Source organism: Pedobacter sp. GR22-10, from assembly GCF_026239715.1.
In the GTDB taxonomy this organism is placed as follows: domain Bacteria; phylum Bacteroidota; class Bacteroidia; order Sphingobacteriales; family Sphingobacteriaceae; genus Pedobacter.
In genome coordinates, this window is record NZ_JAPIVR010000001.1 from 769598 (window position 1) to 785102 (window position 15505).

Consider the following 15505-nt stretch of genomic DNA (forward strand, 5'->3'; position numbering starts at 1 on the left):
TAAACTAAACCAAACTGTTTTGACAACCAGACCTTTATCTATTCCGCAGATACAAAAGATCTCCTTCAGCTTTGCTGTAGCGTGGACTATATTGTGTGCCATAGGGTTGCATTATGTAATTCACTTTTCATGGATAATCGCCTTTACTGATAGCGCTGTCAGTAATGTGCTTTTAGCAGCAGCCTGTATCGGAATCAGCAATATGCTGGGTTATTATCAGCCTAAAAATGAACGTATTCTTTATGTGCTCATTGTCAGTCTGGCTTTAACATTTGTGGTTATTTTCACGGCAAAGTATATCTTGCTTTATTTGTTCGCCGATTTTAAGGAATACAAGGAATTTTATAATTTTTCTTTTGCTTTCCGCGGACTGATTACATTTATGTGCCTCGGATGGTGCGCCATAGCCAATATTCTATGGTACCGGCTGGAAGAGCAAACAGAAACCCACGAACGCCTTACGGCTGCCAAAAGCCTCGCCAAAGAAGCTGAATTAAATAAGCTAAGGCATCAGCTGCAGCCACACTTTCTTTTTAATAGCCTGAATTCTGTTTTTGCTTTAACGATGATAAATCCTAAGGAAGCAGGTGTAATGATTACGAAACTGGCTTCATTCCTCAGGGGTACGCTTAAGCGTGATGATGAATTATGGGTTACGGTGGAGGAGGAGATGGAATATATTCAACTTTATCTTGATATAGAGAAAGTGAGATTCAGCCACCGTTTGAATATAGAAGTTAATGTTGCCGAGGATACGTTGAACTTAAGCCTGCCCGGAACATTGTTGCAGCCCATTGTAGAAAATGCCATAAAATTTGGATTGTACAATACATCAGCCGGAATCACCATTAAGGTAGATGTTACATTAGCGAATCATGTTTTATCCTTAAGGGTGCAAAATCCATTCGATCCGGAAATGAAGGCCGCTGGCGGAACGGGTTTTGGCTTAAGTGCCATCAAGCGGAGGCTTTATCTTTTATTTGCTAATCCGCACTTATTGCAAACAGAAATTGAGGCAAATAATTTATATATTACCACCTTAAAAATTCCACAAAAAAATGATCAAAGCGATACTCATTGATGATGAACCTTTAGCCAGAGATATTGTTAAGTTTTATCTTTCTGATCATACTGAAATAGAGGTGGTTGCAGAGTGTTGCGATGGATTTGAAGGATTAAAGGCCATTACGCTGCACCAGCCGGATCTTATTTTTCTGGATATCCAAATGCCTAAAATAAGTGGCTTTGAAATGCTGGAACTGGTAGATGATAAACCTGCAGTAATTTTTACCACTGCCTTTGATGAATTTGCCATTAAAGCTTTTGAGGTAAATGCTGTTGATTATCTGCTTAAACCTATTGATAAGGGCAGGTTTGAAGCAGCCATGAAAAAACTTCCCGGCCGGTTGAATCAACAGCAAAATACAGAAGCTGTTTTAGATGCGGCAGCTTTGAGTCCTGCGCAAAACAACAGGGTGGTGATTAAAAAAGATGGTGTAATCAAAATTATTCCAACAGCTGATATTAATTACCTGGAAGCCGATGATGATTATGTGAAAATGAATACGGTGGATGGAATTTTCTATAAAAATAAAACCATGGCCTATTTTGAGCAGACTTTAGATGCCGGTCAATTCATTCGTATACACCGTTCTTATATTATTAACCTGGCGCAAGTGACTAAGATAGAACTGAAAGAAAAGGATAGTTACGTGGTCTTGCTGAAATCGGATATCTGGCTGCCGGTAAGTAAAACGGGTTATGTGAAGCTGAAAGCAGCTTTGGGATTATAATTAGCGTATATTAAATCTTAAATGTTTTTAAAAACGGTAAGATTTAAACGGAATTAAAAATAAAAACTAAACACACTTGCATTTGTAGAGAAATCACTTTATATTTGCACCTCTTAATTTTGAAATTAATAAGATAATATACAGTCATGAAAAGAACATACCAACCTTCGCAAAGAAAGAGAAGAAACAAACACGGCTTCCGCGAAAGAATGGCAACAGCTAACGGCAGACGAGTATTAGCATCACGTCGTGCTAAAGGAAGAAAAAGATTAACAGTTTCTGACGAACGCAAGCATAAAGCATAGTTTTTGATTGCTTTTCCGGATTCGGAATCGGCAGAGCAAAATCTGCAATTATCAATCAAAAATATATGTACACATTCAGGAAAGAAGAACGGTTATGCAGCAGAAAACATTTAGATCTGCTGTTTAAAAACGGTTCTTCTTTTTTATTATACCCCTTTCGCATTTCTTATCTTTTTTTGGATGAACCAGCAGGCGTTCCTGCGCAGGTGGTTATCAATGTTCCTAAGAAAAGATATAAACGGGCGGTAGACCGTAACCTGCTTAAGCGACGCATCCGCGAAGCTTATCGCCTGAATAAACAAGAATATTTTTATAATCAATTGTCAGCCGATAAAGGGTTATTATTGTTTTCTATTCAATATGTAGGAAAACAGAAATATGAGTTTACCTTCATCCAAAAGAAATTGATTGCTACTTTCAAGCGTTTTAAAACTTTAATTCAGCCAAATGAAGTTGTTGAATAAAGTTTTTGCCTGGCTATTCTTAGGTCTGATCAGGATTTATCAATATGCCATATCCCCGATGCTTGGGGCAAACTGCAGGTTTACGCCAACTTGCTCGCAATATGGAATTGAAGCAATTCGCAAACATGGGCCATTTAAAGGCGGCTGGATGGCTCTGAAGCGAATTGGCCGGTGCCATCCCTGGGGAGAACATGGCCATGATCCGGTTCCTTAGCTGAGTTTATTGGTCAATGGTTCGTTGTTTATTCATTCACAAACTTCTGACTTAGGACTTCAGACTTTGGACTCCAAATTCCAAACTCAACACCTTCTTACATTTTTTAATACCTTTGTGATATGGCTAAAATACTTCAGATAGAAACTGCTACGCAGGTTTGTTCAGTGGCTTTATCAATTGATGGAAAAACAGTTGTACTGAAAGAGGAAAGCGGACAAAACCTACATGCCGCTAATCTGACGCTCTTTATTGAAGAAGTAATCAGGAAAGCTGGTTTAACTTATCAGGATGTGGATGCCGTGGCTGTTAGTAAAGGACCCGGATCATATACCGGATTAAGAATTGGCGTTTCCACTGCAAAAGGTTTATGCTATGCCCTCGAAAAACCTTTAATTGCCATTGAAACATTGGAAATGATGGCTGCCGGCTTTATGATTGAAAATCCTGCATACGAGGCGCTGATTTGTCCGATGATTGATGCCAGAAGAATGGAAGTTTATACGGCCACATTTGATGCATCTTTAAAATTGCTGGAGCCTACTTCCGCAAAAATTATTGATGAAACCAGTTTTGCTGATTTACTGGCACAACATCAGGTTAGCTTTTTGGGTGATGGTGCAGCGAAATGTGCTGAAGCACTGAATCATCCAAATGCAGTTTTTCATCCATCCAACTTTAATTCTGCCCAATATATGTCGGCCTTAGCCTTTAATGCTTTTAATCAGAGTTGCTTTGAGGATGTAGCTTACTTCGAGCCTTTTTATTTAAAAGATTTTGTGGTGACCCAGCCTAAACCAAAAGTTTAATTATTTTCTTTTAAAGATAGAAAACAGGTTTTTAAAGAAACTTCCTTCTTGCTGATCATTGATTCCGGGTATTACATCACTAAATTGAGGATGGTTAACAACATTGCCAAACTTAATGCCTACCCCCATATAAACCGAAGCACCGTTAGGGCCTGTGCCTACATCTGCCGTTTTATTGTAAATCCCTCTGGCCTGGTTAAAGGTTGAAAATAAATTATCGGTACCAGCAAAAAGTTCAAAGTTTGGGGTTTGATACTTCCCTTGCAGTCCGATCATTAGGATGTTGTTCAGGTTATAAACCGGGGTTACGCTGGCGGAGAAATTATTATAGATAATGGTGTTCACAAATGCAATATCACCCCCTTTGTAAAATAGATTTTTTGAAACAATCAGTGCCGGCTTATAAAAACCATATTGCCGGGAAACATAAGCATCAAATTTGGCATTGGTAGCTGCTAAAAACTTTCCGCTTGGTCCGCCTAAAAATATATCTCTTATTTCCTGATTGTTGTTAGATGATTCATCATTCAGCTCATTAAGCGTTGTTGTCCGGTTGTTAATGGAATTATTGATGGTGCCGCTCCTCCACCAGATAAATCCTAAATCTTTAACATTAGCCATTAGGAACAAGCCCTTTTTTGTGGTATAATTTGTGCCGAAGCTCAATGATAAACCGGGGTTTTTGAAATTTGGGAAAAAAGTATTTTTGTTTATTTCATCAGTGTCTGAAAAGTTACTCGCATAGTTCCCATTAAAAGTAATGTCGAGTGAGTTTAATGCTGGATTTACGCGTAAGCTTGAACTGGTGATATCCAGTTTGTTGTATAAAATGCCACTCAATACACTTGCTTTTAATCCAAAGGCTAACCGTTTATTATAATTTTCTCTGTAGGTAAAACTGAATTGATGATAAGATTGCTGATAACCTTTTGTGTTAAAAATCCCATTTAGCGGTGTAGCTGTAGGAAATCGATCATAATTATCAAATATGGCCAGTGTTTCGTTAGTGTAATCAATATGTGAATCTGTTCTTACCTGCCATGCTAAGCCTATTTCTTTCTGATATTTGTAAGATTTGAAAAGGCGAAAAGTTACGACATAAACGTTGCTATTTAAGTAGAAGTGATTGATAGCGCCTGTACCTAGCGGAAGATTTCTGGTATCATTAACACCTTCCTGCGTTAACTTTCTGATGGAATACTCTGCTTCTCCAATATTGGCTGAATTGGCACCAAAATTTGGAAGAAAGAAATTCGATGAAAATTTTCGCGAAGAATCCAAAGTGAAAGATCTTTGAGAAACGTTTTCGAAAGCATCAAACATGGTTCTGGTTCCAAATAAGGCATATTGTTGCGCGTTAGCAAAATAGCCACAGCCCATTAATGTGATGGTAAGTAGAAATTTCTTCATTTAAATTGGTTTTAGCTATCGCTTATTTAACGGGTACTTGCCGAATCTGACGGGTTCGGCTTGATGTATTTATTTAAAAGCATGTTTGTGATGAATTTGTTTTGATCAGCACTCATTTGATAATAAAAGCTGTCGAATTCTTTCCATCCGCTATCTGCTTGTAAATGTTGGTAATACTTTAACAGAAGCTGACTTCTGAAGATATTCTTTGCGTTTTTCAGGTTAATATAAAAACCAATATTTGAAGTATTTGGTAACTGATTCAAGGCGTCCAGATAGGCTGGTTCCTGAATCAGTAATTTATTGTTTTTATAACTATTTAAAAAAGACTGAACGGTACTTGCATTATTGGCAATAACAAATTGATTATCAATAATAACATAATAAGGCTTTACAAAATTTTTAAAAGGTTCACCCAGGTAAGTAAAAAGAATATCAGCTGTTTTAAAATGTTTAATCTCTTCGCTATAGTCCTCACTTACATCAAATAAAAGTTGCTTTACCTTTTCGCCGTTAATCAATGAGATTGCAGCTAATTTTTCTCCGGTATTTAACTGAAAGGTGATAAATTGATTTTTTAGATATAACGGAAATATAGCGTTTAAATCTGTGCGGTATTCTGTTTTAACCTTCTTGATCAATACATTTCTTTTATCGGTTAAGTTTTTAAGTGTCTGCCAGCGGACTAATTTTTGCTGCCAGGATTGGTAATTATCATAGGCATATACGGTGTAGCTGGCTGTACGATCGGGAATAATATTCTGAATATTGGTGTTTTGAACAGGTATCTGCTCAAACAATTTTAAGTAGTTATCTGCCGACTTAATTTCTGTATTGCCATTAAACAAAATTTTCTCTTTGCTGAAATTATAATTCAAGGTAGCAAAGCTGTTTTGTGTTTTAAATAAAGCCATTTCGCCATTAATACTTCCGGCAATAATATTCTTTAATAATAACGGTGCCTGATTGAAATTAATGTACAGTTGTGCCAGAATGTTTTTGTTTAGCAGCCTGGATTCTTTAATATAGGCTGTAAAAGGGTTATCATTAAGCCTGATTGCCGCATTTTTGATTAATTTTAAGGAAGTTGATATGGTTAAAACCTGATGTTGCATGCCCAAAAATACATTCAGACTATCATTCACTTGGAGCGTATAAATATTTTTTTCTTTTACTACAGGCTTAACGATCGATTGAAGTTTGTTTTGAAAATTGATGAGTTCCTGATCAGGCCTGATCTGTACAGTAATTAGAAAGTTGAGGGTTTGATTCGTATCAGGCAGTAGACTGATGTAAATCTCCTGGTCCTGCACAAAATTATTGATCAGCTTTTTATTAATAAAACTTTCTTTCAGTTGTTTAAGTAAGTTTGTTTTTTCTTCACCAATAGCTTGCTGTAAAAGGCCTTGTCCTGCCATAATTTCATAAAAGGCTTTATCATTCTGAAAGGAAAAAAGGATGGCCGCATTGTTGGTAGCAGATTGGAGGGCCAGGTCTTTGGCATCGTTTTCAACCCCTAATTTAGAAAAGTATAAATAGGACATTGATGCCACACCCAATAACAATACGCTTACTAAAATTATGATTTTTCTCATCTGCTAGGCAACAAATTTAATTTATTACATTGATTAGTGAGAAGTTCTTGACCAATTTATTAATTTAGCCACTGCTTAGGGCAAAATACCTATGAATAAACGAATAATACTTACTGCGTCTTTTTTTGGATTAGTTGCTGTTTTACTAGGGGCATTCGGTGCGCATGCATTAAAAGCTTTGGTTGATGCGTCAGCTCTGGAAATCTGGCAGAAAGGTGTGAGTTACCAGTTCTATCATACCTTTGCACTGTTATATTTATCAACTTTCGCCCGCTACAGGAATAAGCTCATCAACATTGCTTATTTTTGTTTTACCTTCGGCATTATCCTGTTTTCGGGTTCGCTTTATTTACTCGCTACGCGAAGTATTTTACAACTGGATTTTGTAAATTTAATTGGCCCTTTAACACCCATCGGAGGATTATTATTTGTACTCGGTTGGATCATGCTGTTTTTTGCTGCCTTTAAAGATAAATAATGGAAATTTTTGAGAACGATATTTTTACAGAGAGAGAAACACTTTTTGTGGAAGTGATTTTGCCTTTATCTTTGGCGATAAACTACACCTACAGAATTCCTTTCGATTTAAATGATCAGGTGGCGGTAGGAAAAAGGGTAGTGGTTCAGTTCGGGAAGCACAAAATTTATTCTGCATTAATTTGCGCCGTATCTAAAAATCCACCTGCAGCTTACGAAGCTAAATATATCATTGATGTGATTGATGCAGAACCGGTTGTAACGCCCACGCAACTCAAGTTCTGGACCTGGATGACCAACTATTACATGTGTAATGAGGGCGATGTTATGACCGCAGCATTGCCAGCCAGCTTAAAGCTGGCCAGTGAAACCATCCTGATGCTTACGGAAGGTTTTAGTGAGAACGTAGTGCTCAATGAAAAAGAAGAAATGATCATTACTGCGCTTAAAAGGCAGGAAAAGTTAACCGTTAATGAAGTTTCCAAACTGCTGGGGCAGAAAACAATTTACCCCATCATTAATAATTTGTTGGAAAAAGACCTGATACTGGTGGCAGAAGAAGTGGTACAGAAATATAAACCACTACTTAAATCGTTCATTCAGTTAAACGATTTTTACAGCGACCAGGAAAATTTAAAACAACTTTTTAATGTTTTGGAGCGTGCGCCTAAACAACTGGATGCCTTGCTGGCTTATCTGAAGCTTCAAAAAACAAATCTGCCAATTTCAAAGGAGCAACTTTTAGAAGAGAGCAATTGCGGACCAGGCGCTTTAAAAGCACTCACCGATAAAGATATTTTCGTGATTACTAAACGACCAGTAAGTCGTTTGGCTGCACATGATGAGGAATTTAGCGTAAATTTTAAGCTTAACGAAGCCCAAGAACATGCACTTTCGAAGATTAACGGCCACTTTAAGGAAAAAGATGTGGTATTGCTGCATGGCGTTACGGCATCTGGCAAAACCCAGGTTTATATTAAACTGATTGAAAAAATTATTCAGAATACAAATGGTCAGGTACTATTTCTATTGCCGGAAATTGCCCTTACCACACAGATTGTTGAGCGAATTAAGCGTTATTTTGGTAATGCTATTGGCGTTTACCACTCAAAATTTAATAATAGTGAAAGAGTAGAAATCTGGAATAAGGTTAGAACAGGTGCTTATAAGGTTGTTCTTGGCGCACGTTCTGCCGTTTTTCTTCCCTTTCAAAACTTGAAATTGATAGTCGTGGATGAAGAGCATGAGCCTTCATACAAGCAATATGATCCGGCACCGAGATACCAGGCGAGGGATGCTTCTATTTACCTGGCACACCTGCATCAGGCCAAGGTTATCCTTGGCTCAGCTACTCCATCTCTTGAAAGTTATTATAATGCTTTGCAAGGCAAATATGGCCTGGTAGAAATGAAGGAGCGGTTTGGTGGTGTGCAATTGCCTAACCAACAGGTGGTGAGTATTTCTGAAGAAACCAAGAGAAAAACTATGGTTTCCTATTTCTCCAGTGTGTTAATTAAAGATATTGACCTGGCACTTTCGAAAAAGGAGCAAATTGTTCTCTTCCAAAACAGAAGAGGATATGCAACCATTCTGATTTGTGCAACGTGCGGATATACACCAAAGTGTGTGAATTGCGATGTGAGTTTAACTTATCATAAAAGCAGTGGCAAACTACATTGCCATTATTGTGGCTACCAGCAAAGCAGTGTAAATATTTGTCCGGCTTGTGGCTCAGTACATGTTGAGCAAAAGGGTTTCGGTACCGAAAGGATAGAAGAGGAGTTAAAATTATTATATCCCGATATTTCCATTGCCAGGCTGGATATGGATAGTACCAGAACAAAAAACGGATTGCAACAAATTTTGAACGATTTTCAGGATAAGAAAACAGATATCTTAATTGGCACTCAAATGGTAGCTAAAGGATTAGATTTTGATAATTTAAACCTGATTGGTGTAATTAATGCAGATACATTGTTAGGTTATCCTGATTTTAGGGCTTATGAAAGAAGCTACCAGTTACTCGCGCAGGTAGCAGGTAGGGCCGGCAGGAGAGCTGACCAGGGAAGTGTATGTATCCAAACCTACGATGCCGGAAACCGGATTATTAAACAGGTGGTGGAGAATGATTATGAGGGTATGTATCATGATGAAATTGCAGAACGGGAGAGGTTCCTGTACCCACCGTTTTCAAGAATGATATTTCTTTACATCAAACATAAAGATGCACATGTGCTTGATCATGCCGCTCTTTCGCTGGCCAATATTTTAAAAGCAAAATTTGGAAAACGTGTACTTGGTCCGGAGCAACCATTGGTAAGCCGGGTGCGGAATCTCTATATCAGGCAAATCATTATAAAGGCAGATAAACATACCGCCATTCAAAAGGTTAAAGATGCTTTACGCGAGACCCTTACACAATTTAATGCCACGAAAGAATTTAAAGGTATTTTTATGCAGATTGATGTAGATCCTTATTAGTTTTTCCCATTTAAACTAAACTGTAAGCCTAGGGAAACCGGATTTAATAAAAACTCCCATTTTTTATAGGTGGTAACTGTTCTGGCTACACCACCGGTTCCAGTAATATCCTGCTTTTCGTAAGAATAATAAAAATCCAGATTGCTTTCTGCAAAGAAGTTTAGCTGTGAAATGATGTTTACTTTTAAACCGATTAATGGGGTAAGAACCAAACCATTTTTACTGGCATCAGCCGTTTGTGTAGCACTGTTTGTTTGTTGGTTTCGCTGTGCTATGGTTCCGGTAAAGCGGTTTGAACGATAACCTAGATCGAATCCAAAATAAGGCTGAACCCTGGAATAGTTAAAGTTTTTTTCAAAACCAACTTTAAAAGAATAATCGGTTACCTTTCCATAAGCGATTTCACAGGTTGCACAGGTATTATCAAACTGAATATCATTGCGGTAATAGGAACCACTCACCCGGTAACTGATTTGGTTATCATTGAACTTAAGCATGGCACCATTTGCATAAGCCTTGGTGTAATCCTGTGTATTGGTTTGATTTAATATTTTAGGCAGTTGCATTAAACTAAAGGCACGGAAGCCTATGGTATAATTATAATCTGCTCCTGTTTGTGCAAATGAGGTGATGGAGATAAACAGTGCAAATAAACTAAGTAAGATTTTCTTCATATATGATATAATGATACTGATTTTCTTTAAAATTTGTTGATTCCAAAAGTAGAAATAATTCCGCACTTCAGTATGATGATTTAAGCAAACTTATCAATGGTATATTTAGCTTTTGATTTTCTGCAACTTAGGCTAATGTGGATTTCTTTATCTTGCATCACCATATAAAAAAGTTAATTTTGAGACTTCATGGCCTATAAATTTGTTGATAATTACCGAGAGCGTGGTGCGAGAAAGAAACTGGTAGAACTGTTAAGATCTCGCGGAATAGAGGATGAGCATGTATTAAGAGCAATGGGCAAGGTTCCCCGTCATTTCTTTTTTGATGAAACGTTCTGGAACCAGGCTTATAAAGATATTGCCTTTCCGATAGGGGATGGGCAGACCATTTCACAGCCTTACACCGTGGCTTATCAAAGTGAATTGCTACACATTAAAAAAGGCGATCAGGTATTAGAAATAGGAACAGGTTCTGGCTACCAAACTTGTGTTTTAATGGAACTTGGGGCCAATGTAGTTACGATAGAAAGGCAACAAAACATATATAACCGTACCATTAAGGTTTTGCCGGGCATGGGCTATAAACCAGTTTTTTGTTGTGGCGACGGCTCAAAAGGAGTGGCAGAACATGCGCCTTATGATAAAATTATTGTAACCGCTGGAGCGCCACTGGTTCCTGAAATTTTGTTGAAGCAGCTTAAGATCGGTGGGATTCTGGTTATTCCGGTAGGTGATGAAAAAACCCAAAAAATGGTTACGGTAATTAGGGTAAGCGAAACTGATTACGAAAAAATAGTACTGGATACCTTCAGGTTTGTACCTTTAGTAGGCGACCAGGCGTGGTAGTAGTTGAGTCTTTAGTCCAAAGCCCTCAGTATTAAGTCAATTTGGACTCAGGACTAAAGACTCCAGACTGAAACTAACTATCTTTTCATCGCCCGGTCCAGCTCTCGTTTGGTATCTCTGTCTTTAATGCTGTCACGTTTGTCAAATTCTTTTTTGCCCTGTGCCAAAGCGATTTCGATTTTCGCGAAGCCCCGTTCATTAACAAAAATACGAAGGGGTACAATCGTGTAGCCTTTTTCTTCGCCCTTTAATTTTAGCTTCCGGATTTCCTTTTTTTGCAGCAGCAAGGCACGGTCCCTTTTTATGTCGTGATGATAAAATGAGCTGTGGCTATATTCAGAAACATGGAGGTTTCGTACATAAAGGTTTCCACCAATAAACATGCAAAATGCATCAGTCATATTGGCTTTACCTTGCCTGATGGCTTTTATTTCAGTTCCAAGAAGTGCAATTCCGGCTACATATTTATCCAGTAAATTGTAATCGAAATAGGCTCTTTTATTTTTTATATTAATGTCGTTTTTCAAAGCTGATATTGTTATTAATTTTTGCAGCAAATGGCGCTACATTTATCCAGACTCATTTGCCGGGTTGCAAATATCTTAAAAATTGATGTGATATTTTGATATTATTCCATTTCGTCAACGGCTAAATTAACAATTAGAATGTTCATCTGTTTGTAAAAGCTGAAAGGAATTTGATTATCTTGCTCATAAATCAATTAAGTTTGGATTTAAATGTTAAAAATGAAAGTTAAAAGCTTCCTTCTAGTTCTTCTTATAGCCATTACCTATCAGGTTAAAGCGCAACAGCCTACTTTACTGCCTCAGTTTACCTTCTTTAAATTAGATGGTAAATCATTTTCTAATAAAGATTTGAAACAGGGCAAGCAAAATTTATTTATTCTTTTTGATTGTACATGTGAGCATTGCCAGCGGGAAATGAAGTCATTAAATGCCAATTATAAACTATTTCAGAAGGCTAACATTTATCTCATTACCCTGGATGAAGCCTATATTATTCCTCAGTTTTTTGATATTTATGCAAAAGGATTAAACAAGAAACCCAATGTTACCGTGATGCAGGATAAAAACCATATGTTTATTCCGGCATTCCTTCCTAAGATGTATCCTGCCATGTACCTGTATTCACCTGCCAATAAATTATTGGTTTATAACGCTGGTGACGGTGGCATTAAAAAAATCATGAAAGAAATTAATAAATAACCTTATCTGATGATAAGTACAGGGATGTTGACTTTATGTCTGACTGAATCAACCGTGGTTCCGAAAATCAGGTCTTTCAGGCCCTTGTGTCCATGAGCACCCATTACTAAAAGCTCCAGCTCATTTTTATTGCTGATTTCTGCAATGGCTTTTGCTGTGCTTCCAAAGCCAATAAACGGTGTGGAATCAAATCCCAAATCTTCCAGATTGACCCTGTATTTTTCCAGATTTCTGGCATCACTCTCTGTTTCGTGATCCATCACATCCTGGCCATGATAACGGGCAGCAGCAGTTTCCACCACATGGATCAGGTAATAATGTGCATCTTTACCACCCTGAATAAGTGCATGCCTGATCGTATTGCCGTCATTTTTAGAAAAATCTACGGCGATACCAATTCTGTTATAACTGATTTTTTCAATTTTACCAATGTCAAGAGCATTGCCATGAGGCACCATTTGCCTGTCGCGATTTTTCTTTTCAATCAGAGGATGGAAGAATACATACAAAAGCAGAAATACGATAAAAATTAATGCAGGTACGACAATAACATAAATCCACCAGTTGTTTGCGTCCTTTGCCCAGCCACTTATTTCTTCTATAACTAATTTTACGTTTAATGCAATAATGGTTATCGCACTGGCCCAGGCTAGAACTTTTACCCAGGTTTTGATCGCGAAATCCTTCATCAGCTTTTTATCTGAATTGAAATGGATTAAAGGAATAACGGCAAAACCTAATTGTAAACTCAGCACCACCTGACTTAATACGAGTAAGCCTCCAAGTGCATCATCGCCATAATGTAAAATGGTAAAAAATGCCGGAATAATGGCCAATAAACGGGTAATCAATCTGCGTAACCAGGGCTGAATACGAAGATTAATGTGGCCTTCCATAATGATCTGACCAGCCAGTGTACCTGTAACAGTTGAGCTTTGTCCGGCGGCAATTAATGCAATTGCAAACAAAGTTGGGGCTATATTTCCGAAGATATTGGAAAGCAGTTTATGTGCATCCTGAATCTCTGCCACCTCATGCAAACCGTTTTTGTAAAATGCGGCTGCTGCCAGTATTAAGATGGCTGCATTTACAAAGAACGCCAGATTTAGGGCAACGGTCGTATCAATCAGGTTAAATTTCAAAGCTTCTTTAATCCCCTTATTACTGCGCTCTATTTTTCTGGTTTGAACCAGTGAGGAATGTAAATAAAGATTATGTGGCATAACGGTTGCCCCGATAATGCCGATGGCGATATACAGTGCATCTCCGTTGAGGACAGAAGGTTCAAATCCTTTTGCAATTTCTTTTAAAGAAGGCTCTACAATAAACATTTCCACCAGGAAAGAGATGCCCACAATAAAAACCATGGATACGATAAAACCTTCCATGGCCCGCATGCCTTTATTTAGTAAAAATAATAGTAATATGGTGTCAAAAATTGTGATTGAAATTCCCCAGATTAAAGGCAGACCGAAGAGCAATTGTAAACCGATAGCCATGCCGATGATTTCTGCTAAATCACATGCAATGATGGCCGTTTGTGCCAAACCAAATAGCGGAATATTTGCCCAGCGGGGATAAGCCTGTTTAGAGGCCTGTGCCAGATCCAAACCCCTAACAATGCCTAATCTTGCACTGAGTGACTGAAGCAATAGCGCAATCAGATTGGACATCAGTAATACCCAGATCAGTTGATAGCCAAATTTACTTCCCCCGGCCAGATCGGTTGCCCAGTTTCCAGGATCCATGTAACCAACACTAATTAAATAGGCAGGACCAATAAATGCTAAAATTCGCCGCCAACCTTTTCTTTTACTGGTATTTACACTCTGATGTACTTCGCTAAGCGATTCAGTTTTTGCCATTACTGCTTGTTAAAATGTGTTTTGCTACTTCTCTACTGATGTTGATTTGCTTCCCGGCGATCAGGATTTCTACTGAACCATCGAAATCGGTAACATCACTGATCTCAATTTGTTTGCCGAGGGTTAAGCCCAATTTTTCCAGGTGCTTTAAAAAAGCAGAACTGTGCTGACTTACGCCGGTAATTGTGCCTTGATTACCAACTTTTAAATCGATCAGTTTGATAAATTGTGTTACCGCAAAGCGTCCGTTCTTATCTGGAATAGGATCGCCATGTGGATCTGACTTTGGAAAACCTAAAAATTCATCAAGCCTTTCTATCAGTGCAGTAGATTTAATATGTTCAAGTTCTTCAGCAACATCATGTACTTCATCCCATTTAAAATTAAGCTTATCCACTAAAAAAACTTCCCATAAACGGTGTTTGCGCACAATCTCGATGGCAGCATTTTTTCCTTTTTCGGTAAGGGTAACCCCCTGGTACTTGATGTAATCTACAAAGCCTTTTTCAGCTAACTTCTTAATCATATCAGTTACAGATGCAGGTTTGGTTTGCATCTGCTCTGCAATGGCATTGGTTTGAACATTACCGGTTTTTTCTGCTAAGTGGTAAATTATCTTTAAGTAATTCTCCTCAGTGAAACTTTGCATTTATGTTTATCTAATTATATTTTTAGGTAAATCTAAAAATAATTTATTAAAATTTATTAGATAAATTATGTTAAAATTTAGAATTTAATTTGGTTATGTTTGTGTTCTCAATACCTTTGAATTTATATGGCTTCAGAATTAGATAAAATTGATTTTAAAATTTTAAGAATTTTACAAGAGAACGGCCGCATTACGAATTTGCTACTATCTCAGGAAATCGGATTGTCTCCAGCGCCAACACTAGAACGCGTTCGTAAATTGGAAACGGCTGGTTTTATCAAAAGCTATCATGCCCTGGTAGATGAAGAGAAACTTGGTTTAGGTATTAAAACTTTTATTCAGATCCAACTGGATTTTCATAAAAATAATACGATTCAAATCTTTTTGGATGAAGTGAATCAGATTAAGGAAATTACAGAATGCCATCACGTTACCGGTCAGGCAGATTTTCTTTTGAAAGTTTACGTGAAGGATATCAAATCGTATGAGCGTTTAATTATGGAGAAGATTAGTAAAATTTCTGTAGTTAAAACTTTTCAAACAATGATGATCATGTCGACTACAAAGAAGGAACCTATTGTGCCTTTGGAATATTAACTCCAAAAACTTAATTGCCAATCATTAAGCGAAGCAACTTAATAATACGGCTGGTCGTCATTGCGAACCGAAGGGTATGGCTTAGCAAATGGAGTGAAGC

Annotated in this window: 17 protein-coding genes; 11 read left to right on the plus strand and 6 right to left on the minus strand. The window is 37.6% G+C overall.

Translation table 11 applies throughout. The features are described 5' to 3' along the window. The first annotated feature begins 19 nt into the window (after positions 1–19). The 6 genes from OQX64_RS03145 to tsaB all read left to right on the plus strand — a co-directional run bounded on the left by OQX64_RS03145 (position 20) and on the right by tsaB (position 3585). Positions 20–1081 (plus strand): sensor histidine kinase, encoded by a 1062-nt coding sequence (locus OQX64_RS03145; RefSeq protein ID WP_265817598.1) that lies wholly within the window; start codon positions 20–22, stop codon positions 1079–1081. Beyond that, entirely contained in the window at positions 1059–1793 is a 735-nt protein-coding gene (locus OQX64_RS03150; RefSeq protein ID WP_265817599.1) for a LytR/AlgR family response regulator transcription factor, read from the plus strand. Before OQX64_RS03145 ends, OQX64_RS03150 begins: the two co-directional genes overlap by 23 nt. Positions 1794–1939: 146 nt before the next feature. Next, positions 1940–2098 carry a 50S ribosomal protein L34 gene (gene rpmH / locus OQX64_RS22415; protein WP_010601723.1) on the plus strand — a complete coding sequence of 53 codons (159 nt, stop codon included), beginning with the start codon at positions 1940–1942 and terminating at the stop codon, positions 2096–2098. A gap of 65 nt (positions 2099–2163) precedes the next feature. Then, positions 2164–2562 (plus strand): ribonuclease P protein component, encoded by a 399-nt coding sequence (locus tag OQX64_RS03160; RefSeq protein WP_265817600.1) that lies wholly within the window; start codon positions 2164–2166, stop codon positions 2560–2562. After that, the gene (gene yidD / locus OQX64_RS03165; protein ID WP_265817601.1) at positions 2546–2776 is read left to right on the plus strand and encodes a membrane protein insertion efficiency factor YidD; all 231 of its coding nucleotides are present in this window, start codon (positions 2546–2548) and stop codon (positions 2774–2776) included. Before OQX64_RS03160 ends, yidD begins: the two co-directional genes overlap by 17 nt. 122 nt (positions 2777–2898) lie before the next feature. Continuing rightward, positions 2899–3585, plus strand: a complete 687-nt coding sequence (tsaB, locus tag OQX64_RS03170) for a tRNA (adenosine(37)-N6)-threonylcarbamoyltransferase complex dimerization subunit type 1 TsaB (protein ID WP_265817602.1) — start codon at positions 2899–2901, stop codon at positions 3583–3585. Here the strand turns inward: tsaB and OQX64_RS03175 are convergent, their stop codons facing one another. Together OQX64_RS03175 and OQX64_RS03180 are read right to left on the minus strand one after the other, a co-directional pair. Then, positions 3586–4995 (minus strand): DUF5723 family protein, encoded by a 1410-nt coding sequence (locus tag OQX64_RS03175; RefSeq protein WP_265817603.1) that lies wholly within the window; start codon positions 4993–4995, stop codon positions 3586–3588. Between the two features lie 26 nt (positions 4996–5021). Then, positions 5022–6590 carry a hypothetical protein gene (locus tag OQX64_RS03180; protein ID WP_265817604.1) on the minus strand — a complete coding sequence of 523 codons (1569 nt, stop codon included), beginning with the start codon at positions 6588–6590 and terminating at the stop codon, positions 5022–5024. 91 nt (positions 6591–6681) lie between these two features. Here OQX64_RS03180 and OQX64_RS03185 point away from each other — a divergent pair, with 91 nt between their 5' ends. Both OQX64_RS03185 and priA read left to right on the plus strand, forming a co-directional pair. Continuing rightward, complete coding sequence (locus OQX64_RS03185; RefSeq protein ID WP_088300548.1) at positions 6682–7068, plus strand: DUF423 domain-containing protein; 387 nt, start codon at positions 6682–6684, stop codon at positions 7066–7068. Next, on the plus strand, positions 7068–9548 hold the full coding sequence (gene priA / locus OQX64_RS03190) for a replication restart helicase PriA (protein ID WP_265817605.1): 2481 nt from the start codon (positions 7068–7070) through the stop codon (positions 9546–9548). Before OQX64_RS03185 ends, priA begins: the two co-directional genes overlap by 1 nt. On the opposite strand, the gene OQX64_RS03195 is transcribed toward priA, so the two are convergent. Further along, positions 9545–10222, minus strand: coding sequence for a hypothetical protein (locus tag OQX64_RS03195; RefSeq protein ID WP_088300546.1), 678 nt, complete (start codon positions 10220–10222; stop codon positions 9545–9547). The genes priA and OQX64_RS03195 overlap by 4 nt on opposite strands. 189 nt (positions 10223–10411) lie before the next feature. Here OQX64_RS03195 and OQX64_RS03200 point away from each other — a divergent pair, with 189 nt between their 5' ends. Continuing rightward, positions 10412–11068, plus strand: coding sequence for a protein-L-isoaspartate(D-aspartate) O-methyltransferase (locus OQX64_RS03200; RefSeq protein ID WP_265817606.1), 657 nt, complete (start codon positions 10412–10414; stop codon positions 11066–11068). 77 nt (positions 11069–11145) lie between these two features. On the opposite strand, the gene smpB is transcribed toward OQX64_RS03200, so the two are convergent. After that, positions 11146–11595: an SsrA-binding protein gene (gene smpB, locus OQX64_RS03205; RefSeq protein ID WP_029284382.1), complete on the minus strand. Its 450-nt coding sequence runs from the start codon at positions 11593–11595 to the stop codon at positions 11146–11148. Between the two features lie 219 nt (positions 11596–11814). On the opposite strand from smpB, the gene OQX64_RS03210 reads away from it, so the two are divergent. Then, the gene (locus OQX64_RS03210; RefSeq protein ID WP_265817607.1) at positions 11815–12294 is read left to right on the plus strand and encodes a TlpA family protein disulfide reductase; all 480 of its coding nucleotides are present in this window, start codon (positions 11815–11817) and stop codon (positions 12292–12294) included. 2 nt (positions 12295–12296) lie between these two features. Here OQX64_RS03210 and OQX64_RS03215 read toward each other — a convergent pair whose 3' ends face one another. Both OQX64_RS03215 and OQX64_RS03220 read right to left on the minus strand, forming a co-directional pair. Next, positions 12297–14159: an Nramp family divalent metal transporter gene (locus OQX64_RS03215; protein WP_088300543.1), complete on the minus strand. Its 1863-nt coding sequence runs from the start codon at positions 14157–14159 to the stop codon at positions 12297–12299. Then, entirely contained in the window at positions 14146–14808 is a 663-nt protein-coding gene (locus OQX64_RS03220) for a metal-dependent transcriptional regulator (RefSeq protein ID WP_265817608.1), read from the minus strand. Before OQX64_RS03220 ends, OQX64_RS03215 begins: the two co-directional genes overlap by 14 nt. A 126-nt stretch (positions 14809–14934) precedes the next feature. On the opposite strand from OQX64_RS03220, the gene OQX64_RS03225 reads away from it, so the two are divergent. Then, the gene (locus tag OQX64_RS03225; protein WP_029284374.1) at positions 14935–15405 is read left to right on the plus strand and encodes an Lrp/AsnC family transcriptional regulator; all 471 of its coding nucleotides are present in this window, start codon (positions 14935–14937) and stop codon (positions 15403–15405) included. Positions 15406–15505 lie beyond the last annotated feature (100 nt).